The 20311-nt window shown below is 73.1% G+C and carries 20 protein-coding genes; 6 read left to right on the top strand and 14 right to left on the bottom strand.

The window, feature by feature from the left end:
• The first annotated feature begins 9 nt into the window (after nucleotides 1-9).
• Nucleotides 10-2031, top strand: a complete 2022-nt coding sequence (locus NMK44_RS09075; protein ID WP_254740250.1) for a hypothetical protein — start codon at nucleotides 10-12, stop codon at nucleotides 2029-2031.
• Here the strand turns inward: NMK44_RS09075 and NMK44_RS09070 are convergent.
• From NMK44_RS09070 to NMK44_RS09015, 12 genes are all read right to left on the bottom strand, one after another.
• Nucleotides 1938-2855: an SDR family NAD(P)-dependent oxidoreductase gene (locus tag NMK44_RS09070; protein WP_254740248.1), complete on the bottom strand. Its 918-nt coding sequence runs from the start codon at nucleotides 2853-2855 to the stop codon at nucleotides 1938-1940. The genes NMK44_RS09075 and NMK44_RS09070 overlap by 94 nt on opposite strands.
• A 53-nt stretch (nucleotides 2856-2908) precedes the next feature.
• Entirely contained in the window at nucleotides 2909-3280 is a 372-nt protein-coding gene (gene nirD, locus NMK44_RS09065; protein ID WP_254740246.1) for a nitrite reductase small subunit NirD, read from the bottom strand.
• Nucleotides 3277-5871 carry a nitrite reductase large subunit NirB gene (nirB, locus tag NMK44_RS09060; protein WP_254740244.1) on the bottom strand — a complete coding sequence of 865 codons (2595 nt, stop codon included), beginning with the start codon at nucleotides 5869-5871 and terminating at the stop codon, nucleotides 3277-3279. The genes nirD and nirB overlap by 4 nt, the downstream gene beginning before the upstream one ends.
• Entirely contained in the window at nucleotides 5868-7211 is a 1344-nt protein-coding gene (locus NMK44_RS09055) for an NAD(P)/FAD-dependent oxidoreductase (RefSeq protein ID WP_254740243.1), read from the bottom strand. The genes nirB and NMK44_RS09055 overlap by 4 nt, the downstream gene beginning before the upstream one ends.
• A gap of 113 nt (nucleotides 7212-7324) precedes the next feature.
• Nucleotides 7325-8599 (bottom strand): cytochrome P450 family protein, encoded by a 1275-nt coding sequence (locus tag NMK44_RS09050; RefSeq protein WP_254740241.1) that lies wholly within the window; start codon nucleotides 8597-8599, stop codon nucleotides 7325-7327.
• Nucleotides 8600-8627: 28 nt separating this feature from the next.
• Nucleotides 8628-9830 carry a cytochrome P450 gene (locus NMK44_RS09045; protein ID WP_254740818.1) on the bottom strand — a complete coding sequence of 401 codons (1203 nt, stop codon included), beginning with the start codon at nucleotides 9828-9830 and terminating at the stop codon, nucleotides 8628-8630.
• A gap of 50 nt (nucleotides 9831-9880) precedes the next feature.
• Nucleotides 9881-10474, bottom strand: a complete 594-nt coding sequence (locus NMK44_RS09040) for a GTP-binding protein (RefSeq protein WP_308358455.1) — start codon at nucleotides 10472-10474, stop codon at nucleotides 9881-9883.
• Between the two features lie 43 nt (nucleotides 10475-10517).
• Nucleotides 10518-10877, bottom strand: a complete 360-nt coding sequence (locus tag NMK44_RS09035) for a DUF742 domain-containing protein (protein WP_254740239.1) — start codon at nucleotides 10875-10877, stop codon at nucleotides 10518-10520.
• A complete protein-coding gene (locus tag NMK44_RS09030; RefSeq protein ID WP_254740237.1) occupies nucleotides 10874-11320 on the bottom strand; it encodes a roadblock/LC7 domain-containing protein in 447 nt (148 codons plus the stop codon). Before NMK44_RS09030 ends, NMK44_RS09035 begins: the two co-directional genes overlap by 4 nt.
• A complete protein-coding gene (locus tag NMK44_RS09025; protein WP_254740235.1) occupies nucleotides 11320-12708 on the bottom strand; it encodes an ATP-binding protein in 1389 nt (462 codons plus the stop codon). Before NMK44_RS09025 ends, NMK44_RS09030 begins: the two co-directional genes overlap by 1 nt.
• A gap of 132 nt (nucleotides 12709-12840) precedes the next feature.
• Nucleotides 12841-14169: a sensor histidine kinase gene (locus NMK44_RS09020; protein ID WP_254740233.1), complete on the bottom strand. Its 1329-nt coding sequence runs from the start codon at nucleotides 14167-14169 to the stop codon at nucleotides 12841-12843.
• A 45-nt stretch (nucleotides 14170-14214) separates the two neighbouring features.
• Nucleotides 14215-14907 (bottom strand): response regulator transcription factor, encoded by a 693-nt coding sequence (locus NMK44_RS09015; RefSeq protein WP_254740231.1) that lies wholly within the window; start codon nucleotides 14905-14907, stop codon nucleotides 14215-14217.
• 191 nt (nucleotides 14908-15098) lie between these two features.
• On the opposite strand from NMK44_RS09015, the gene NMK44_RS09010 reads away from it, so the two are divergent.
• From NMK44_RS09010 to NMK44_RS08995, 4 genes are all read left to right on the top strand, one after another.
• Entirely contained in the window at nucleotides 15099-15626 is a 528-nt protein-coding gene (locus NMK44_RS09010; protein ID WP_254740229.1) for a hypothetical protein, read from the top strand.
• A 109-nt stretch (nucleotides 15627-15735) separates the two neighbouring features.
• On the top strand, nucleotides 15736-16518 hold the full coding sequence (locus tag NMK44_RS09005; RefSeq protein ID WP_254740227.1) for a TSUP family transporter: 783 nt from the start codon (nucleotides 15736-15738) through the stop codon (nucleotides 16516-16518).
• A 360-nt stretch (nucleotides 16519-16878) separates the two neighbouring features.
• Nucleotides 16879-17466, top strand: a complete 588-nt coding sequence (locus tag NMK44_RS09000; RefSeq protein WP_254740225.1) for a CAP domain-containing protein — start codon at nucleotides 16879-16881, stop codon at nucleotides 17464-17466.
• Between the two features lie 72 nt (nucleotides 17467-17538).
• Entirely contained in the window at nucleotides 17539-18456 is a 918-nt protein-coding gene (locus tag NMK44_RS08995) for a hypothetical protein (protein ID WP_254740223.1), read from the top strand.
• A 76-nt stretch (nucleotides 18457-18532) separates the two neighbouring features.
• Here NMK44_RS08995 and NMK44_RS08990 read toward each other — a convergent pair whose 3' ends face one another.
• Nucleotides 18533-18895, bottom strand: coding sequence for a cupin domain-containing protein (locus tag NMK44_RS08990; protein WP_254740221.1), 363 nt, complete (start codon nucleotides 18893-18895; stop codon nucleotides 18533-18535).
• A 130-nt stretch (nucleotides 18896-19025) separates the two neighbouring features.
• Between NMK44_RS08990 and cutA the strand changes: the two genes are divergently transcribed.
• A complete protein-coding gene (cutA, locus tag NMK44_RS08985) occupies nucleotides 19026-19349 on the top strand; it encodes a divalent-cation tolerance protein CutA (RefSeq protein ID WP_254740219.1) in 324 nt (107 codons plus the stop codon).
• Between the two features lie 16 nt (nucleotides 19350-19365).
• Here cutA and NMK44_RS08980 read toward each other — a convergent pair whose 3' ends face one another.
• Nucleotides 19366-20076: a SanA/YdcF family protein gene (locus tag NMK44_RS08980; RefSeq protein WP_254740217.1), complete on the bottom strand. Its 711-nt coding sequence runs from the start codon at nucleotides 20074-20076 to the stop codon at nucleotides 19366-19368.
• Between the last annotated feature and the right edge of the window lie 235 nt (nucleotides 20077-20311).

Here is a 20311-nt window from a genome sequence, read left to right as displayed (position 1 = left end):
GATCGGGCCATGGCACATGTGACTGGGGGAACTCCGGTGCTCGACCGGCTCGGAGGCGGCAGGCTGGACGACGGATGGCTGGCGAACGCCCTGGGCGGGCTGGTCGACGGCTCCGGGTACTGGTCGACGCGGGGGGTGCTGGCCGCGCTGGAGCGCACCGGCGGCTTCCTGGCCGGGACCTGGGAGCCCCCGGAGGGGGAGACCGGGCCGGGCAGTGCCGGGGAGGGGTCCTGGACCCGGTTCCTCGGGCGGATCGGCGCCCTCGCGCTGCGCGCCGCCGTGGAGCCCACCCGTGAGGTGCGGCGGCAGCGGCTGCTGGCCTGGCTGGAGATCTGGGCGGCGAGCCCGTTCGCGGACCCCTCGGCGCGCTGGCGCACCGGGGTGGTGCGCACCGACCGCCCCGGTGTGCGGGACGAGCACGGCGCCGCCGTCTGCATCGGCTGGGTGCGCGGCGGGGCCCGGAAGTTCCTGGAGCTGCGCACCGGCCACGGCGAGCCGCCGTCGCTGGGGGAGCCCGTGGAGGTCAACGACCTCGTCCCCGGCGGTGGCTGGGGCTCGCCGGAGCAGATCCGCACGCTGGTGGCGCTGATCCGCGAGCGCGGTCCGGTGCCGTGGGACCGGTCGGCCGTCACGTTGCTGCGCGAGGCCACCGGGCTGGGGCGGGCCACCGCGTCGTTCGCCCTGGCCGGGCTGATCAGCACGGGATACACACCGTTCCTCGAAGCCGAGGAGCGCCGGATCCACCAGCTCAAGGCGGCCGAGAGCGAGGACGGCGGACAGGAGTTGGCGAGGCTGAGCCCGCTGGAGCGGCTGGAGCTGCTGGCGGACGTCCTGCCCGCCGATCCGGCCGCGCTGTGGGAGCTGGAGGGCATGCGGGAGGTCGCGACCCGGATCGGCGCGGCGTGGCGGGCCCGGTTCGGGCGGCGCACGACGGTGCCCGAGTCCACGCACACGGCGGTGGTCGAGCGGGAGCCGTTCCTGCTGACGGCGGGCAAGCTGTGCTGGGCGTTCACCGACCCCACCGACCTTCCGGAGCTGCGCGCGGACGTCGACACCTGGCTGAGCAACTCGAAGTTCGGCCCCTATGTCACCGACGCCCGTGGCCAGGCACGGTGGTTCGGGGACACCCTGCTCACCGCGGTGGCGCACCTCCCGTGGGTCTACGCCGAGCTCCCCGCCGGGGACGTGGTGCACGACGGTGTGCCCGGGCTGGTGCGGGTGTTGCGGAAGCGGCTGGAGCATCCGGGGCTGCTGCTCGGCGCGGGGTTCCGGGGGATGCGCGGGGAGGATCTGCCGGCGGAGCTGCCCGAGGGGTTCGGCCGCCGCCCCTACGCGGGTCCGGAACCACTGGACGACCCGAGCGTGGACGACGGGCTGACGGTGGTGACGCGATGGCGGGCGACCCGCCCGCACGAACGGCCCAGTATGCATCTGTCCTTCCGCCCCGCCTTCTACGGCGATGACGAACGCTCCCGGCGGCTGTCGGGATGGGTGGACCGCTACGGCCGCGAGCACATGGACGCGGTCGCCTGGCTGCGCGGCCCGGTCTGCTCCGCCATCGTGGACCGGATCGCCTCGGCCGCGCTGCCCCCGGGCCGCTACGAGTCCGATCCGGCGGCCTCGGCCCCGGACGTGGTCGCGCTCGCCGCGGGGAAGCTGGACCTGGAGGAGGACCAGGCACGGCTGTATCTGCAACTGCTGGCCCTGCCCGCCCCCACCGACCGCAACGTGCGGAAGTGGAACGGCTGGACGGCCGCCCGCCACCACGCCGCCCGCGACGGACTGCTGGCGCGCGGTGTGGTGGTGGCGGACAAGCGGCCCCGCGCCGGACGGCAGGTCTTCCTGCCCGGCGAGTGGGGCCACGCGGTGAAGCCGTTCACACCGATGGAGCGGTGGAAGGCGGCGCTGCTGGGCGTGGAGCGTTCGTACAACGGCCGCTACGACAACCACCCGCCGCTGCCCGTCCGCACCCTGCCCGAACTCTTCGCCCACGCCTGGACGCTGGTGGAACGGGGTGACGGCCCGGTCTGAGCGATGGCGCGCGGCGCCCCACGACCGCTACGGCACCGGTGTGTGATGCCCCCGTCGACGCGCAGATTCGTCCCGTTGACGTAATCGGCCAGCGGACTGGCCAGATAGGCCACCGCCGCGGCGATGTCCTCACCGGTGCCCAGCCGTCCGCTCGGGTTCGGCGCGTACTCCCGCGTCACCCGCTGTTCGATCGCGGGCCAGTCGCCCTCCCAGCCCTCCTCGGCGGCGCGCTCCTCGAACATCCGGCGCAGCCCGGGGCTCACGATGACCCCCGGGCTGACGGTGTTCGCGGTGATCCCGGTGCCGGACAGATGGCGGGCGAGGCTGGTGGTGGCGTTGAGCACGGCCGCCTTGGCCGCCGAGTACTCGACCATGTTGGGCAGCGCGGTGACGGCCGCGCGGCTGCCGACGTTGATGATCCGGCCCCAGCCGCGCTCGCGCATCCCCGGCACCAGGACGCGGACCATCCGGACCGCGGAGAGCAGATTGCCGTTCATGGCCGTCAGCCAGTCCTCGGGCGTGGCGGAGTCCCAGTCGTGTTCGGCGAACGGCCCCGCGTTGTTGACCAGGATGTCCGTGCCCCAGTCCGCCGCCCGCCGGGCCACCTCCGTGGCGGACTCGTCGTCGCCGAGGTCGCCGAGCACCGCCTCGGCCTGCGCGCCTTCACCGCGCAGTGCCGCCGCGACCTCCTCGGTCCGCGCCGCGTCGCGGCCGTGCACCAGCACCGCGCAGCCCTCGGCGGCCAGCCGGCGGGCGATCGAGGTGCCGATTCCGCCGCTGCCACCGGTCACCAACGCGCGCTTCCCCAGGAGTTTCAGATCCATACCAGGGACCCTAACCGCCCTCCATGTCACCCGGGCGGCAACGGATCACACGGTCACACCGGGCCCGGCGCCGGGCTGCCGAGGCGGGTGGCGTACGCCGTGACGGACACCGTCTCGTCGTCCAGGCAGCGGCCGGTCTCCAGGTCGAAGCGCTGCTTGAGCAGCGGCGAGGCCACGAACGGGCGTCCGCCCGCGGTGCCCAGCAGTCCGCGCGAGAGCACATACGCGCCGGTGAACGGATCGCGGTTGCCGATGGCGTGGGCGCGGCCCGCGCGGTCCTGGAAGACCGCCACCTGGGTGCCGTCCGGCAGCAGGGCCGCCACCCCGCGGCCGGGGACGAGATCGGTCAGCTCGCAGACGGTGAACCACTTCTGGTCGACGAGGAGTTCCACACGGACATCGGTCCGCTCGGGAGCCATGGTCATCGGCTGGAGGTCCCTTCGAGTTCGCGGGTACGGACGGGGATGGCCGGGCCGGACAGGATCGTGAGGTCCGGCTTGACCTGGTCGCGCTCGGGCACGAACCGCACCGTGGGGTCCGGTGCCCCGGGCGCGTTGACGAAGGAGACGAAGCGGCTCAGCCGCTCGGGGTCGGCCAGGGTCTCGGCCCACTCGTCGCGGTAGCCCGCCACATGGTCGGCCATCAGCGCCTCGAGCTCGGCGCACAGCCCCAGCGCATCGTCGACCACCACGTCCCGGACGTGGTCGAGACCGCCGTCGATCCGCTCCAGCCAGGCCGAGGTGCGCTCCAGCCGGTCGGCGGTGCGGATGTAGAACATCAGGAACCGGTCGATGAGCCGGATCAGCCCCTCGTCGTCCAGGTCCTGGGCCAGCAGGTCGGCATGGCGGGGGTCGGCGCCGCCGTTGCCCCCGACGTAGAGGTTCCAGCCGTTGGAGGTGGCGATCACCCCGAAGTCCTTGCCGCGGGCCTCCGCGCATTCGCGGGCGCACCCCGAGACGGCCGACTTCAGCTTGTGCGGGGAACGCAGCCCCCGGTAGCGCAGCTCCAGGTCGATCGCCATCCGCACCGAGTCCTGCACCCCGTAGCGGCACCAGGTCTGTCCCACGCACGACTTCACGGTGCGCAGCGCCTTGCCGTACGCATGGCCCGATTCGAACCCGGCGTCCACCAGCCGTGCCCAGATCACCGGGAGCTGGTCCACCCGGGCGCCGAACAGGTCGATCCGCTGACCACCGGTGATCTTGGTGTAGAGCCCGAAGTCCCGGGCCACCTCGCCGATCACGATCAGTTTCTCGGGGGTGATCTCCCCACCGGGGATCCGCGGCACGATCGAGTACGAGCCGTTGCGCTGGAGGTTGGCCAGGAAGTGGTCGTTGGTGTCCTGGAGCGCGGCCTGTTCACCGTCCAGGACATAGCCGCTGGCGCCCAGCGTCGGGGCGAGCGAGGCGATGATCGAGCCGATCGCCGGTTTGCACACCTCGCAGCCGTCGCCCCGGCGGGCCTCCTCGCGGCCGTGGCTGTCCAGCAGTTGCGCGTAGGTGGTCACGCGCAGGGTGCGCACGATCTCGTACAGCTCGGCGCGGGTGTAGCCGAAGCAGCCGCACAGCCCCTTGTCGACGCTGACGCCGCTCGCCTCCAGCTCGTCGTTGACCAGCGAGGTGAGCGCCTTGACGCAACTGCCGCAGCCGGTCCCCGCCTTGGTGCACTTCTTCACCTCGGGGACGGTGGTGCACCGGTGGTCGGTGACGGCGCCGCGGATCGCGCCCTTGGTGACGTTGTGGCAGTTGCAGATGACGGCCTCGTCCGGCAGCGCGGACGGGCCGAGCGCGGCGGGCGCACCGGCCCCGGCCGGGAGCACGAGCTGTTCGGGGGCGACCGGCGGCACCGAGCCGGTGAGCGGGCGCAGCATGCCGTACGCGTCGGCGTCACCGACCAGTACCCCGCCCAGCAGGGTGCCGTCCGCGCCGACCACCAGCTTCTTGTAGACGCCCGAGCGGGAGTCGGAATACACCACGTCCAGACAGCCCTCCGCGGTGCCGTGGGCGTCGCCGAAGCTGGCCACGTCCACGCCCAGCAGCTTGAGCTTGGTGGAGGTGTCCGCACCGGTGAATCCGGTGTGCGCGCTGCCCGCGATCTCGTGCGCGGCCACCTCGGCCATCTCGTAGCCGGGCGCGACCAGGCCGTACACCCGGCCGTCGGCGGCCAGCGCGCATTCGCCGATCGCGAGGACCGCCGGATCGCTGGTGCGGCAGCGCTCGTCCACCGTGATCCCGCCGCGCTCGCCCACCTCCAAGCCGCAGTCACGGGCCAGTTGGTCGCGGGGGCGCACCCCGGCCGAGAAGACGACGAGGTCGGTCTCGACGGCCGAACCGTCGGACAGCGCCATCCCGGTGACCGCGCCGGCGTCGTCCGCGGTGATCTCCTTGCCGCCGACACCGGTGTGCACGATCAGGCCCATGTCCTCGACGGTGCGGCGCAGCGCGGCGCCACCGCCGTCGTCCACCTGGAGAGCCATCAGCCGCGGGTTGAACTCCACGATGTGGGTGGTCAGCCCCAGCCCCTTGAGCGCACCGGCCGCCTCCAGACCGAGCAGTCCGCCGCCGACCACCGTGCCGGTGGCGCAGTTCTTCGCGTACGCCTCGATCGCGAGCAGGTCCTCGACGGTGCGGTAGACGAAACAGCCCTCGCTGTCCTTGCCGGGGACGGGCGGGACGAACGGGTAGGAGCCGGTGGCCAGCACCAGCGTGTCGTAGCCGACGGTCAGCCCGGAGCGGGCGGTCACCGTGCGCGCGGCGCGGTCCACGGACGCGGCCGGGTCGCCGAGGTGCAGTTCGATCCCGTGCCGGGCCAGGAACCCGTCCTCGACGAGGGAGAGGTCCTCGGCGGTGCGGCCGGAGAAGTACGAGCTGAGCTGGACGCGGTCGTAGGCGGGGCGGGGCTCCTCGCAGAACACCACGACCCGGGCGGTGCCGGTGACGTTCCGGTCGACGAGGGCTTCGAGGAACCGCTGGCCGACCATCCCGTGGCCGATCAGCACAATCGTCGGCTTCGTCATGAGCAGGAGCCTCCATCGTTGGTGAGCAGGTGGAGCAGCGGGGTGGCGGGGAGCGGCTCATCGCCCTCCCAGGTGCGGGCGAGCGCGCCGACGGTGCCGAGATCGCCGAGGAGGATGCCGCCGACGAGGCGGTCGCCCCGGACGACGACCTTGCGGTACGCGTTGCGGGTGGCGTCGGTGAGGTGCACGACGTCGTCCCCGGGGGCGGGGGTGGTCTCCCCGAAGGAGGCCAGGTCAAGGGGGCGGGCGGAGGCGAGGGTGAGCCGGGTGAGGGTGCGCGTCCCCTGGTACGGGGTCACCTGGTACGCGGTCGCCGCCGCGTCCCGGGGCGCTTCCGCTTCCCGGTGGCCGGGTCCGGCCCGGCCGCGGTCGCCGAGGACGGCGCCGACGGCGTCGGCCTGTTCCTGGGCGGCCTGTGCCAGCCCGTAGACCACACCGCCGTGTTCCGCGCAGTCACCGATCGCGTGGATCCGGGGGTCGCTCGTGCGCAGCGCGTCATCGACCACGACACCGCGCGCCACCTCCAGACCGGCCGCCCGGGCCAGCCCCACGCGCGGCCGGACCCCGCAGGCGAGCACCACGAGTTCGGCCTCCAGCGCATAGCCGTCGGCCAGTTCGACGGCGCTCACCGCGCGTCCGCCCCGGTCCCGTTCCCGGGTCCGCAGACCACGGACCCGGCATTCGGTGTGGACCTCCACGCCCAGCGCCGTCATATGGTCCCGCAGCAGCCGGGAGGCGCCCGGGTCGAGCTGGCGTTCCATCAGGTGCTCGCCCTGGTGCGCCAGCACCACCTGGGCGCCGCGTTCGGCCAGGGCGCGGGCGGCGGACACGCCCAGCAGCCCGCCGCCGATGACCACCGCCCGCACCCCGGGGCCGGCCGCGGCGCCGAGCGCCAGACAGTCGTCCATGGTGCGGAAGGCGTGCACCCCGTCCGGCAGTTCCCGGCCGCCGGGCGCGAACAGACCGCGCAGCGGCGGCAGCACCGGATTGGAGCCGGTGGCCAGCACCAGCGTGTCGTAGCCGAGGCTGCGGCCGTCGTCGCACAGCACCCGCGCGGTGTCGCGGTCGAGGCGGACCGCCCGCACCCCGCCCAGCCGGTGGACGACGGGGGCCGGGGCCGGGAGCGCGATGACTTCCGGGACGTACCGCCCGGCCAGCACCTCGGCGAGCAGCACCCGGTTGTACGCGGGATGCGGTTCCTCGCCGATCAGCGTCACCCGCAGCGGTCCGGCGCCCGCCGGCGGCGCGGCGGTGAGCTGCTGCGCCAGCCGGGTGCCCGCCATACCGCCGCCGACGATCACCACGCGGTGGTGGCGCTCCGGCTCCCTGTTCGACCTCATGACACCGAAGCCTGCGGGGTGCCTGTTACCCGACGGCATCCCCGTCGTTTCCCGGAGGCAACGCTGCCCTCAGCGGGCGCGGGCGGCCACTGTGAGCGGTGGCCGCGCGGCCGTCAGCCCAGCCGGACCGGCAGCGCCACCGGGCTGTTGCCGACGAAGCTGGGGTGCGGCACCAGCTCCTCGTCCGGCACCGCCACCGTCAGACCGGGGAAGCGGGCGAACAGCCGCTCCAGCGCGATGGTGGCCTCCATCCTGGCCAGCGGGGCGCCCAGACAGTAGTGGGCGCCGTGGCCGAAGGACAGATGGCGGGTGGCGGCGGCCCGGGTGATGTCGAAGCGGTCCGCGTCCTCGCCGTGGGCCCGCTCATCGCGTCCGGCGGAGGTGTAGGAGACCAGCACCGGCGCGCCGCCCGGGATGACGGTGTCGCCGACCTCCAGGTCACGGGTGGGGTAGCGGAACGGGAAGTAGCTGACGGGGGCGTCCCAGCGCAGGGTCTCCTCGACCACGTCGCCCCAGGCCGGGCCCTGTGCCTCGGCGTCCCCGGCGCGCGAGAGGACCAGCTCGAGCTGGTCGCGGTGGTTGCACAGCGCCCGCACCGCGTTGGTGATCAGGCTGAGCGTGGTCTCGTGTCCGGCGACGATCATCAGCAGCAGGGTGCCGATCAGTTCGCTCTCGCTCAGCCGGTCGCCGTTCTCCTCGCGCGCCGCGATCAGCGCGCTGGTCAGGTCGTCGCCGGGAGATGCCAGCCGGGCGGCAGCCACCTGGCCGAGGATGGCGACCATCTCCCGGTTGGCGGCCACCACCCGCTCGGGTCCGGTCCTGGTGGAGACGATCTCGTTGGACACCTCGTGCAGCCGGTCCTGGTACTCGGCGTCGACCCCCAGCAGCCGGCAGATGACCCCCATGGGCAGCGGCAGCGCGAGGTGGCGGCGCAGATCGGCCACCCCGTCCGGGGCGTCGGCGGCGGCCCGCTCCAGACCGTCCAGCAGCGACTCCGTCAGCTCCTCGACCGCGGGCCGCATCGCCTCCACCCGGCGCGGGGTGAAGGCCCGGGTGACCAGGGAGCGCAGCCGCCGGTGGTCCGCACCGTCGGCGGTGGTCATGCCCTGCACGGTGGCGAAGGTGGCCAGCGGCCAGCCGGGCGGGATGTCCCCGTTCCGCAGCGCCGCGAAGTGGCGGGCGTTCTTGGCCACGTCGGGGTGGGTGACGAACTCCTTCAGCTCCTCGTGCCGGGTGATGGCGTACGCGGACACCTCACCGGGCAGCAGGATCGGGACCGCGGCCCCGCGGGCGCGCAGCCGGTCGTTGACCGCGTGCTGGGCGGCCCCGGTGGGGTCCAGACGGTGCGGCGCTGCGGCATGCGGCACGGGGCATCGGCCGTCGGTCATCTGCTGCCTCCTGGCGGCTGCGAGGGCGTCACGGGCGGTTCTCGGAGGTGTTCCGGGCGGCCGGGGCCTCGGCGGCGAGCTGGGGCGCGGAGAACCGCACCGGCAGCGCGGCGAGACCCTTGGACCAGGGCGAGGTGATCCACGGCAACTGCTCCTCCGGGACCGCGATCTCCATGTCCGGCAGCCGGTGGCGCAGGGTGTCCACCGCGGTCCGGGTGATCAGCCGGGCCGGATCGCGTGCCGGGCAGGTGTGCGGCCCGGCGCCGAACGCCAGGTGCGAGCGGTTGCCGACGACCGGACGGCCGTCCTCGGGCAGCACCTCCGGATCGGCGTTTGCCCCCGCGAGCCCCAGGATGAGCATGTCCCCGGCCCGGATGTCCTGGCCGCCGAAGCGCAGATCGCGGGTGGCGTAGCGGCCGGGGAAGTTGGCGGTCGGCGGGAAGCGCCACAGCACCAGGTCGAGCGCGTCGTCCACGGTCATCTGGCCGTGCGCGAGCGAGGAGCGGAACGCCGGGTCGGTGAGCAGGATCCGGGTGGTCTCGGCGATCCAGTTCACGGTGGTCTGGTTCCCCGCGACGATGATCACGACCAGGTTGTGCAGCACTTCCTCGTCACCGAGGCCGATGGGGTGCTCCAGCAGCCAGGAGGTCAGATCCGGGCCCGGCCGCCGCTTCTTCTCCGCGATCAGCTCCAGCAGGATGCGGCCCATGGTCCGGTTGGCGCTGGTGGCGGCCACGGTCGGGGCGTTGGCGATGGTGCGGATGGCCTCGACCAGCCGCGGTCCGTTCTCCTCGTCCAGGCCCAGCAGTTCGGTGACCACCTGGAGCGGCAGGATCCGGGCGTACTCCGCCACCAGATCGGCCCCGGAGCGCCCGGCGAACCCGGCCACCAGCCGCTCCGCGGTGGCCCGCACCGTGCGGATCAGCTCATGGCCGTTGACCCGGCCCAGTGCGTCCACCACCGCCGAGCGCATCCGGCGGTGCTGCTGACCGTCGGCGAACAGCAGCGCGGGGCGCCAGCCGACCAGGGGCATCAGCGGGGAGTTGGTCGGCACCCGGCCGTCGCGCAGCGGGGTCCAGCGGCGCGGATCGTGGGAGAAGTACTGCTCGTCGCGGGTGAGGTGGAGCAGTTCGCGGTGGCCGATCACCAGCCACGCCTCGATGCCCGGGGAGATGTCCACCGGCACCACGGCGCCGTGCTCCCGGCGCATCCGCTCGTACAGGTCGGTCATCCGGCCTTCCAGCGCCGCCCCGTACAGCGGCACCCGGCGGGTCACGGTGGTCACGGCGCCTCCGCGACGGTCTCGATGAGATGGGACACCAGCGAGATCAGCGCCTGCACCGACGACTTGTGCTCGCGGGCGTCACAGATGACCAGCGGGGTGTGCGGCAGCAGGTCGAGTGCCGACCGCAGATCCTCCTCGTTGTGCAGCGCGCTGTCGGGGAAGGAATTGACCGCCACCGAGAACGGTACGTCCAGATCCTCCAGGTGGCCGATGGCGTCGAAGGACGCCTCCAGATCACGGGTGTCCACCAGCGCCAGCGCGCCCAGCGCACCGCGCGCCAGGTCCTTCCAGGCGGGCAGGAAGCGCTGCTGGCCCGGGGTGCCGAACAGATACAGCACCAACTCGCCGCCCAGCGTGATCCGTCCGAAGTCCAGCGCCACGGTGGTGGTGGTCTTCGACGGGCTGACGACGGTGTCAAGACGCGCTCCCGCCCGGCTCATCGTCGCCTCGGTGGAGAGCGGGGTGATCTCCGAAACGGTGCCGATCAGCGTGGTCTTGCCGACCCCCATCGGCCCGACGACCAGGATCTTGGCCGCGCCGGAGACGCTGGGCTGCACATACATGACGGGGCTGTCGTCCATGCCGTCCATATCGCCCGGCTCCGTTGTGTCGTCCGTATCGGCCATCGAGATCTCAGAGCTTGCTCTCAAGCCCATTGAGCACCTTCCTCAGCAAGTCCAAATCGGCACGCTCGGCCGCCCTGATCGGCGGGCGTGCCACGACGTGCCCCCAGTCGATGAGATCGGCGAGCAGCACCTGCACCACCGCGGGTGGCTGACCCAGGTGTGCCGCGACCTCCGCCACCGACAGCAACCCCCGGCAGAAATGGGCGATCCGCCGGTATTCGGGCTGCAGTGTCGGAGGCAGTGTGCTCCCGGAGGCCATGACGAGCGTTTCCAGCGGCAGAGCTTCCCGTGAGGAACCCGCGCGCCCCCCTGTGATCACATAGGGGCGCACCGCGGCCGTGGTCCGTTCCTCCCCGGGACCGGTCATGACGCCGGACTGATCGGCTCCCGCGGCTGACTGCTCAGGTGGGCGCCGATCTTCGCCACCAGCAGCTGCATCTGCTGGGCCACCAGACCGACATCCGCCTCGGTGTCGGTGGCCACCCCCAGCGAGGCGCCCTGGCCCGCCGAGGTGAACAGGACGAATCCGCTGTCGGACTCGATCATCAGCTGTCGCACCCCCGCCTCCTCACCGAACAGCAGTGACACCGTGGACTGGCTGGTCACCGTCAGCGCGGCGCAGGCGGCGGCCAGCGACTCGGCCTCGGCGACGCCGAGCTGGGACACCTCGCCGCTCAGCCCCTCGGCGGAGCCGTGCCCCATGCGCAGACCGTCCTCCGAGACGACGACGGCATGCCGCACCCCGGGAATCTGGGTCAGGGGACGCAGCATCCATCCAACGTCGGGCAGTCTGGAAATGGTTCCGGCCACTACCGGCCTCCCTCTCGATCCTCATGGTCATCTCGGTCGCGGTCCCGCGGGGACCGCGCCACCTCGGCCCGGCCGCGGCGGGTGCCCGCGACCACGCTGGCGACGGAGGCGCGGGCGGCCTCGGGCGTCCACGGGTCCCCGTCCGCCGCCGTGGTGCCGGCGGCCGCGCCCGGCGCCGTGGCGGCCGGAGGCGCCACGGCCGGTGTGGTGGCCGCCGGTCCGGTGGCGCTCCGCGGTGGCGTACGGCGGCGGTTGCGGCGCTGGGGCAGCCCGGGGGCGGCCGGACCCGGCGAGGGTGCCGGATCCGGTGCGGGGACCGCGTCCGGCTCCGGGGCCTGCTCCGCCTCGTCGGCGGCCACGGTCGCGGCCGCGGCCACGGAGGGCGGTCCGGCGGTCAGGGCGGCGGGTTCGGCGACGACCGGCTCCGCGGTCGGCACCGGCGCGCCGACGCTGAACTCGGTCAGCAGCCGGTGCGGTACGAAGACCACCACCCGGGTCCCGCCGTACGCGGACGCCGTGGACAGCTCCACCCCGAAGCCCAGCTCGCGCGACCAGCGGCCGGCGCAGGCGAGCCCCAGCCGCGGCACCGCGCCGAGCTGGGCCAGGTCCAGTCCCTCGCGTAGCTGGCCCACGGCCTGTTCCAGGGTGTCGGGCGGCATCCCGAGCCCCGCGTCGTCGATCTCGATGACGGCGCCCGCGGCCACTTCCCGGACCGAGACGGCCACCTGGGTGCGGGAGGGGGAGAACACGGTGGCGTTCTCCAGCAGTTCGGCGACCGTGTGCATCAGGCCCTCGACGGCGGGCGCCACCACGTAGAGGTTCTGGCCGCCGTGCACCTCCACCCGGCCGAACTCCAGGATCCGCGACTGCGCGCCGCGCACACAGTCGAACAGCGTCACCGGCCGGGTCTCCCGCCGCGCGGGCCAGATCCCGCACATCACCAGCAGGGTCTGCGCCTTGCGGGTCATCTGGGCGGCGGCGTGGTCGGCCTTCATCACCTCGGCCATCAGCCGGGGGTCGGAGACGAACTGCCCCAGACCGTCCAGCACCTGCTGCTGGACCATCGACATGGCGTGCATGTTCCGCGCCACCGACTCGAACGACGCCTGCACCGAATCCCGCAGGATCCGCTCCCGGCGCGCCGCCTCGTCCAGATCGGCCCGTACGGCCGCCATCCGTGCCACTTCTTCACCGCGTTCGGCCGCCAGGGCTCGCTCTTCCGCGGAATTGGCGCGTTCTCGTTCGGAAACGGCTTGTTCCCGTTTGGTCTCGGCCCGTGACGTGACAACGGCCCGGCGCAATCGGGACACCCATATCAGGCACAGCGACAACACCAGCACCAACAGCACGGACGCGGCCGTGGCGACGGTCTCCGCCCCCGACAGCACCTATGACACCTCCATCCGGGACACGGCCAAGAACGGGCAGATACTACTGACCAAGTGATCAGAAGAGTCCGGTAGTTGCCAAACTCTCACCGCTACGGAGGGAACGGGCAACCGTTCTCCGCATTCGGGCAGCTACGCGGAGGCGGCCCGCGGCAGGCGCAACAGCAGCCGAGCACCGCCTTCGGGGCTGGTGAGGACGGTGAGCGTCCCCCCATGGGCGTGAGCGATGTCATGGGCGATGGCGAGTCCCAGACCGGTGCCGCCGTCCTGGCGGGCCCGGGCGTGATCGAGCCGGGTGAAGCGTTCGAAGACCCGGTCGCGGTCGGCCTCGGGGATCCCGGGACCGTCGTCGTCCACGGTGAGTTCGACGGCGTCCTCGCACGGAACGACGGTGAGGCGGACCGAGGCGCGGGCGTGCCGGCAGGCGTTGTCGGCGAGATTGGTCAGCAGCCGCGAGAGCTGGACCCGGCTGCCGTGGACGACCGGGTCCGCCGCCGGGCCGGTGCCGTCGCCGGCCGGAGCGAGCGCGACCGTCCCCGGGTGGCGCCGCGCCTCCTCGGCGGCCAGCGCCCTCAGATCCACCGGGGAACGGGGCGGCGCGTCCTGGGCGTCCAGCCGGGCGAGCAGCAGCAGATCGGAGGCGACCGCCTGGAGCCGCTCGGTGTCCTGGAGCGCCTTGTGCACGGCGGACGGCCAGTCGGTGCGGTGCGGACGGGCCATGGCGAGTTCGAGCTGGGTGCGGACGGCCGCGATGGGGCTGCGCAGTTCATGCGAGGCGTCCGCGACGAACCGGCGCTGCCGGGTCATGGCCTGGTGCAGCCGGTCCAGGGTGGCGTTCATCGTCCGGGCGAGCCGGGCGATCTCGTCCCGCGCCGCGGGGACCGGGACCCGGCGGTGCAGATCGCGTTCGGTGATCTCGGTGACCTCCTGCCGGATGGCCGCCACCGGACGCAGCGCCCGCCCGACCAGCAGCCAGGTCAGCCCGGCCACGAACAGCACCAGACCGGCGGCCGCGGGGGCCACGTCGTGCAGCAGCAGTTGTCTGGCGTTGTCCAGGGCGGTGGTCGAGGGGTTCACCGCGACGTGGTAGCGCTCGTCGCTCTCGCCGGTGAGCAGGGCTCCGGGAGCCGGTTCGGGCGCACGGCCGTGCGTCATGGTGGCCTTGGGCTCCTGATGCGCCTCGAAGACGGCCGTGGCGGGGACCACGCGCCCCTCGACATCGTGGATCCTGACCCGGTCGGGCATGATGACCACCGGCTTGCCCGTGCGGGGCTCGACCATGGCGAGCTGGTCCACGACCGACACGGCGGTCCTCCGGGCATCCGACCGCGCGCTCTCGCGCAGGTTCTGCTGGAGGGCGAGAACGAGGGCGAGCACACACAGACCGATGGCGAACGTGACGGTCCCGGCCGCTGCCACGACGGCTTTGGCGCGGACGCTCATCGTGCGCGTGAGTCTCATACCGGGCCCGTCCTCTCCGCTTCCGCCGCCTGTGCCGTCGGTTTCTCAGCCGCCGTCGCGGGCCAGCAGATAGCCCGCGCCACGGATGGTGCGGATCGCGGTCCGTCCGTACGGCACATCGATCTTCCGGCGCAGCGCCCTGATGTACACCTCGACGAGATTGGCACCCCCGTCGTACGCGGTGTCCCACACCGTCCGCACGATCTCGGACTTGGAGACCACCTGGCCGGCACGACGGGCCAGGAACTCCAGCACGGCGAACTCCTTGGCCGTGAGGACGACGTTCTCCCCGCCGCGCCAGCAGGCCAGCGCAGCCGGTTCCAGCCGCAGATCGCCCAGCTCCAGCAGTTCGGGCCGGTCCAGCCCGCCGCGCCGGACCAGTGCGCGGACGCGGGCGATCAGCACCACGTAGGAGAACGGTTTGGTGAGGTAGTCATCGGCCCCGACATCGAGCCCGTCGGCCTCGTCGTACTCGCCGTCCTTCGCGGTCAGCATCAGGATCGGCGTCCAGACGCCCGCCGCGCGCAGCCGGGAGCAGACCTGGTAGCCGGACATCCCGGGGAGCATCACATCGAGCACGACGGCGGCGTACTCACCGTCGGTGCCATGAGCGGCCATCGCCCTCGTCAGACCGCCCGGTCCGTCACCGGCCTCCTCGACGGTGTAGCCCTCCTCCTCCAGCCCCTCCCGCAGGAGTTCGCGGAGACGGGCGTCGTCTTCCACCACGAGTATGCGCACCGGCTCAGAATGGCACGCCCCGGCTGAGCCCCCGCTGAAACCGCCGACGCCTTCAGCGGGGCCTCAGCGGTTTCAGCGGGGACTCAGCGCCGGTGCGACACGGTGGGCGGGCCGGTCGCCGAGTGACCCGGCCGCCGGACTCCCGCGACGGACGGCGGAGTCCGGCCCTTCGACCAAGGAGACATATGACGATGTCGACCAGGCCCCGTTCCGCAGCGGCCACGCGCCGCAAGATCCTTTTCGTCGTGGCCGCCGGTGCCCTGGCCATGGGTGCCGCGCCCGCATCGGCCGCCGGGGGCTCGCCTTCCCCCTCCGGCACGCTGGAGAAGCACCCCGACCGGATCGCGGTCGTCTGCGATGCCGTGGAGCGGCACGACGGGGCGGACGCGCGCGCCAAGCGCTCCGTCCCGGGGAAGGGGAAGACCGAGGGAGAGACCCCGTCGCAGATCCTGTGCGGCAAGGTGCTGCCCGGCAAGCCTGGTGACCCTGCCGAGCCCGGTAAGCCCGGCAACCAGTGCGTGGTGGTCGTCATGAAGCACGAGGCCGGACAGAAGAAGGCGACACCGGCGTTGCCCGGTCGGCACGGTGAGCGCGTCAAGCGCGGTGAGCGGGTCCGTCCGACCGGACCCATCAAGATCGACAAGCTGGACCGGACCGTGCGGCCGGGCGACGTCTGCGGTGTCTTCCTGATGAGGGAAGCCACGGTCGCCGGGCGCTGACCGCCGTCCTCCGGGTGAGGGCCCGGCGCGCACCCCGCGCCGGGCCCTCACCGCTGCCCGCCGGGGGGTGCGGGCACCCCGCCGACCGGGGGCTTCTAGGCTCCGGAGCATGCCTGACATATCCCTGACGACGCTGCTCCTGCTCTGTCTGACCGCGGCGGCGGCCGGCTGGATCGACGCCGTCGTGGGAGGCGGGGGACTGCTGATGCTCCCCGCCCTGCTGGTGGGACTTCCGCACCTTCAGCCCGCGTTCATCCTCGGCACCAACAAGGCGGTCGCCATCTGCGGCACCACGGGCGCCGCCGTCACCTACACCCGCAAGGCGCCCCTGGACCTGGGGATCGCCGTCCGGATCGGCGTGGCCGCCGCCATCGGCTCGCTCGCGGGGGCGTACCTCGCCTCGGGGATCGACAGCGGTGTGCTCCGCCCGCTCATCATGGTCGTCCTGCTGATGGTCCTCGCGTTCGTCCTGCTGCGGCCCACGTTCGGCGCCGCCCCCGCGCTGACCGGCCCGGTGTCCCGCCACCGCGTGCTCGCCGCGGTCCTCGGCGTGGGTCTGGGCATCGGCTTCTACGACGGTCTCATCGGCCCCGGCACCGGTACGTTCCTCGTCCTCGCCCTGGCCGCGACCCTCGGCACCGATCTGGTCACCTCGTCCGCGACCGCCAAGGTGGTCAACGTCTGCACCAACCTCGGCGCCCTCGTCACCTTCGGCCTCCAGGGCACCGTCCTGTGGCGCCTGGCCGCCGTCCTCGCCTGCTTCAACCTCGTGGGCGGCATGGTGGGCGCGCGGATGGCCCTCAAGCGGGGGAGTGGTTTCGTCCGCGGGGTGCTGGTGGTGGTCGTGGTCTCCCTGGTGTGCAAGCTGGGATACGACCAGTGGGTCGCCTGAACGGCACACCGAAGACACCGTGAATTCGGTGAGGGATCACCGCATTCGGGAATCAGCCCCAGAGTGTCTGAGCCTGAGCCCAGATTTTCTTCTCCCCCACGGCCGCGGCCCGTTTCCCGAATTCCGCCCCGGCCCGGCGGACTTGGCGGAATGCGGCTAGCCGCAGTGGGTGTGACCTGGGATGTCGTAGTGGCGAGCGCGGGTCGGGGGGAGGTTTTCCCCTTGTTACGGTTTCCCCGTTCCCGGTTTCGGAGCCCCGCGCTCCGATACGGTCATCCCCCCATGGAAACGGTGTAGTTGAACGTGAAACTCTCTTGGTCGAAGCGCGAGACGCGCGGTGCTCACCGGCGCAGAGTGCGGATGATTCCGCTCGGTATCGTGGCCGCCGTCGGCGTGGTCGCCGGGTCGGCGGCGGTGTTCTCCTCCCAGGACGACGCCACCGCGGGTGAGACCTTCCCCCAGGCGTCGCATCCGGCCACCCCCGAGGGCACCTCCGCCCCCGCCCCCACCGCCTCGGCAACCACCTCAGCGCCGAAGTCGCCGAAGTCGCCGAAGACAGGCAAGGTGGCGCGCTACGAGGCGGAGATCAACCGCCTGGTCAACAAGGCCCGCGCCGACCACGGCTGTGCCCCGCTGCACCGCGACCCCCGGCTGGACCGCGCGGCCCGGCTGCACAGCCAGGACATGGCCGCCCACAGCCACTACTCCCACACCGGCACCAATGGCTCCGACCCCAAGGAGCGGATGGAGGCGCAGGGGTACCACGACGCCTCGGCGGAGAACATCGACGCCTGGCCGAGGACCCCCAAGGGCGCGTTCGACGCCTGGATGCACAGCCCCGGCCACCGGGCGAACATCCTCTCCTGCCGTTCCAAGGCGACGGGCATAGGCGTGGCCCTCGGCGGCAAGCACCGGGCCTACTGGACCCAGGACTTCGGCTACAAGTAGGAGCGGACGCGGGGCCGGAATTGAGTAGCCGTACTCAGGCGCCCGGCCGCCGCGCCGACGCACCATCGGGCGGTGGAGACCGCCGGGAGACGATGGACGCGTATCCCCCTTGCCACCGGACCGGTGTGGCTGCTGGGGGCGCTGCTGATACCTCTGGGCCACCGGCTCGCCTCCCTGCCGTGGTGGGGGCGGGGTACGGCCGGAGCCCTGGTGGTGCCGGCCGTCGTCGCGGCGGCCATGGTGACGGCGCTCGCCCACGTCCCCGCCCCGGTCCACCGCGCGGTCCCGATGTGCCGTACGGCGGTGGGCCGGTGGGCCTGGGCCGTGATGGTGTTCTGCGGCGGCACGGTCGGACTTGCGGCCGGTGCCGGTGCCCGGCGCGCCGGAGCGCTGGACACCGGCGGTCCGCTGTCCCGCGCGGCCCTGTGCGGAGTGCCCTACGCGCTGGTGGCGGCGCTGTTCATCACGGGCGTGGCGGTCCGGGTCGTCTCCGGGGTGGCCCTGCTCGGTGTGGTGGCGTACGGCACCGCCGTGACCCACAAGGCGCGCCAGACGGCGGAGGTCCGGGCGCTGATGACCGGCACCTCCCTGGTCCGGCGGGAACTGGTGCTGCCCGATCCGCCCGCCGGCTACCGGCTGGACGAGGGCAACGGCGAGCTGGCGGACGACAACTTCCGGGCCCGGTACGTGTACACGGGCGCGGGGCGCGAACGGCCCGATGTGGTGTTCGCCGTCCGCCGCGACCCCGGCGCGCACGCGCGGGACGGACGGCGCGACGGGCGGATCACCGAGTCGGTCCGGACGCGCGGCGACGGAAGCGGGAGCATCGTCCTGACCCGCCACCGTGACGGACTGCGGCTCACCGTCACCGCCCACGGGGCGGCCCGGCCGGACGCGGTGGACCGGGGCGAGCTGCGGCGGATGCTGCGGAAGGCCCGTACGGCCGGCGACGGTCAGGTGCTGCGCGCGCTGCGCCGCCCGGTCGCCTGACGGGTGCCGGGCGGGACCGCCCGCGAGGACGTCACGGGCCCGGACGCGCCGTCCGGGAGACCGCGGACCGGAGCCGTCACGCGGTGACCGCGTCCTCGGCGGGGGCGGGACAGCCGACCGTCGCGGTCACCGCCGTCAGCAGCACCACCGAGTCCTCCAGGGCGCGCAGCCCGTGCCGCCCGTGCGGGATGCGGTGCACCTGCCCCGCGATGAGATCGGTGGTCCCGCCGTCGGCACCGGTCAGCCGGACATGGCCGTGCAGCACCTGGAGGCTCGCCGCCGGGGGCGCGTTGTGCTCGTCGAGCTCACAGCCGGAGACCATCGCGATCACGCTCTGCCGCAGCGGTCCGTCGTGCAGGAACAGATGGGCGCTGCGCCCGTGCGGATCGGCTCTCGCCTGGTCCAGATGGTGGCGCGCGAGCGCGGTGAGGTCATCCATGAGTGCCCCTCGATCGGCCTGGTCTGATCGTCGCCGGGTTCTCTCAATCGTCACCGGCTAGCGTGGTGCGCGCCAGTTCACCGCTGGGTCCGCGGGCCCCGGGGCCGCCCAGGAGAGAGGTTCAGCAGCCGTGGCCGACTATCTGACCGTCCTGACCACCACCGACACCCCCGAGAAGGCCGAGGCGCTGGCGCGCGGGGCCGTGGAGGCGCGGTTGGCGGCGTGTGCGCAGATCAGCCAGCCCGTCACGTCGGTGTACCGGTGGGAGGGGGCCATCGAGACCTCGGCCGAGTGGCAGGTCCTGTTCAAGACCACCGCCGCGCGGTACGAGGAGCTGGAGGCCCACATCCGCGAGGCGCACGACTACGACACCCCCGAGGTCATCGCCACCCCGATCGCCAACGGCAGCGAGGACTACCTGGCCTGGGTGGTCACGGAGACGACCATCGGCTGACCTGCGGTCCTGCCGGTCAGCGGTGATCGGCGTCCGCCGCCAGCGCCTCCTCCAGGCCCCGCTCCCGGGGCCCCAGGAAGGCCGGATCCGGCCGGAAGGCTGCGTCCAGGACCGCCTTGTTCGCCGCCAGTACCTCGCGCAGCGCACCGTGGTTCCAGGTCACGTCGTGCGGCTCGGCGACCGCCACCCCGTACGCGTCGATCCCCGCCGCACCGCACAGCGCCAGGGCCCGCTGGATGTGGAAGCCCTGGCTCACCAGGATCGCCCGGCGCACCCCGAAGATCCGCCGGGCGCGGCTGCACGAGTCCCAGCTGTCGAAGCCCGCGTAGTCGCGCACGATCCGCCCCTCGGGCACACCGTGCCGGGCCAGGTAGGCGCGCATCGCGTCCGGCTCGTTGTAGTCCTGGCGGCTGTTGTCGCCGGTGACCAGCAGCGCGCGCACCTTGCCCGCCCGGTAGAGCCGCGCGGCGGTGTCCAGCCGGTGCGCCAGGTACGGGGACGGCGCCCCGTTCCACAGCCCGGCCCCGAAGACCACCCCGACCGGGGCCGCGGGTACGTCCGCGACCGTGCGGATCCGGTCCTCGGTGGTCAGCCGCAGCCAGGTCGCGGGGAGCAGCGCCAGGACGCACAGCGCCGCGCCGATCTGGAAGAGCCGCCGCTGCTCCCGCCGCGTACGCCGCCGGAACAGCCGCCGGAGCCGCCGCCGCGCCCGGTACCACGGCGTCATGGCGGCCCACCGCATCCGCTCGAACCGCGCCCCCGCACGCCCCATCCGTCCCCCCGACCCGTCTCGCCGCCACCCCTGTGTCCGTCGGGCTGAGGGACGACCACGGACGCCGCGCGGTTGCGTCCCGGCCGCGTCCCGGCCGCGTCCCGGCCGCGTTCCGGCCGTGTTCCGGCCGTGTTCCGGCCGTATCGCAGGGGGTGGCGATCAGTCCGGCGGACTGCTTCCGCATAGCCTG

The sequence above is a fragment of the Streptomyces cucumeris genome, from assembly GCF_024295805.1.
GTDB classification, from domain to species: domain Bacteria; phylum Actinomycetota; class Actinomycetes; order Streptomycetales; family Streptomycetaceae; genus Streptomyces; species Streptomyces cucumeris.
The sequence above is the reverse complement of the archived record's forward strand: the minus strand, read 5'-3'. Positions and strand labels throughout refer to the sequence as shown.

What these genes read in the sequence shown, in the direction of transcription:
- nirB (WP_254740244.1), bottom strand. Translation starts at nt 5,871, where the DNA reads ATGACGAAGCCGACGATTGTGCTGATCGGCCACGGGATGGTCGGCCAG.
- NMK44_RS09010 (WP_254740229.1), top strand. Translation starts at nt 15,099, where the DNA reads ATGTCGACCAGGCCCCGTTCCGCAGCGGCCACGCGCCGCAAGATCCTT.
- nirD (WP_254740246.1), bottom strand. Translation starts at nt 3,280, where the DNA reads ATGACCATGGCTCCCGAGCGGACCGATGTCCGTGTGGAACTCCTCGTC.
- NMK44_RS09040 (WP_308358455.1), bottom strand. Translation starts at nt 10,474, where the DNA reads ATGGACGGCATGGACGACAGCCCCGTCATGTATGTGCAGCCCAGCGTC.
- NMK44_RS09045 (WP_254740818.1), bottom strand. Translation starts at nt 9,830, where the DNA reads ATGACCGACCTGTACGAGCGGATGCGCCGGGAGCACGGCGCCGTGGTG.
- NMK44_RS09005 (WP_254740227.1), top strand. Translation starts at nt 15,736, where the DNA reads ATGCCTGACATATCCCTGACGACGCTGCTCCTGCTCTGTCTGACCGCG.
- NMK44_RS09075 (WP_254740250.1), top strand. Translation starts at nt 10, where the DNA reads ATGGCACATGTGACTGGGGGAACTCCGGTGCTCGACCGGCTCGGAGGC.
- NMK44_RS09035 (WP_254740239.1), bottom strand. Translation starts at nt 10,877, where the DNA reads ATGACCGGTCCCGGGGAGGAACGGACCACGGCCGCGGTGCGCCCCTAT.
- NMK44_RS09020 (WP_254740233.1), bottom strand. Translation starts at nt 14,169, where the DNA reads ATGAGACTCACGCGCACGATGAGCGTCCGCGCCAAAGCCGTCGTGGCA.
- NMK44_RS09000 (WP_254740225.1), top strand. Translation starts at nt 16,879, where the DNA reads ATGATTCCGCTCGGTATCGTGGCCGCCGTCGGCGTGGTCGCCGGGTCG.
- NMK44_RS09070 (WP_254740248.1), bottom strand. Translation starts at nt 2,855, where the DNA reads ATGGATCTGAAACTCCTGGGGAAGCGCGCGTTGGTGACCGGTGGCAGC.
- NMK44_RS08990 (WP_254740221.1), bottom strand. Translation starts at nt 18,895, where the DNA reads ATGGATGACCTCACCGCGCTCGCGCGCCACCATCTGGACCAGGCGAGA.
- NMK44_RS09050 (WP_254740241.1), bottom strand. Translation starts at nt 8,599, where the DNA reads ATGACCGACGGCCGATGCCCCGTGCCGCATGCCGCAGCGCCGCACCGT.
- NMK44_RS08980 (WP_254740217.1), bottom strand. Translation starts at nt 20,076, where the DNA reads ATGACGCCGTGGTACCGGGCGCGGCGGCGGCTCCGGCGGCTGTTCCGG.
- NMK44_RS09055 (WP_254740243.1), bottom strand. Translation starts at nt 7,211, where the DNA reads ATGAGGTCGAACAGGGAGCCGGAGCGCCACCACCGCGTGGTGATCGTC.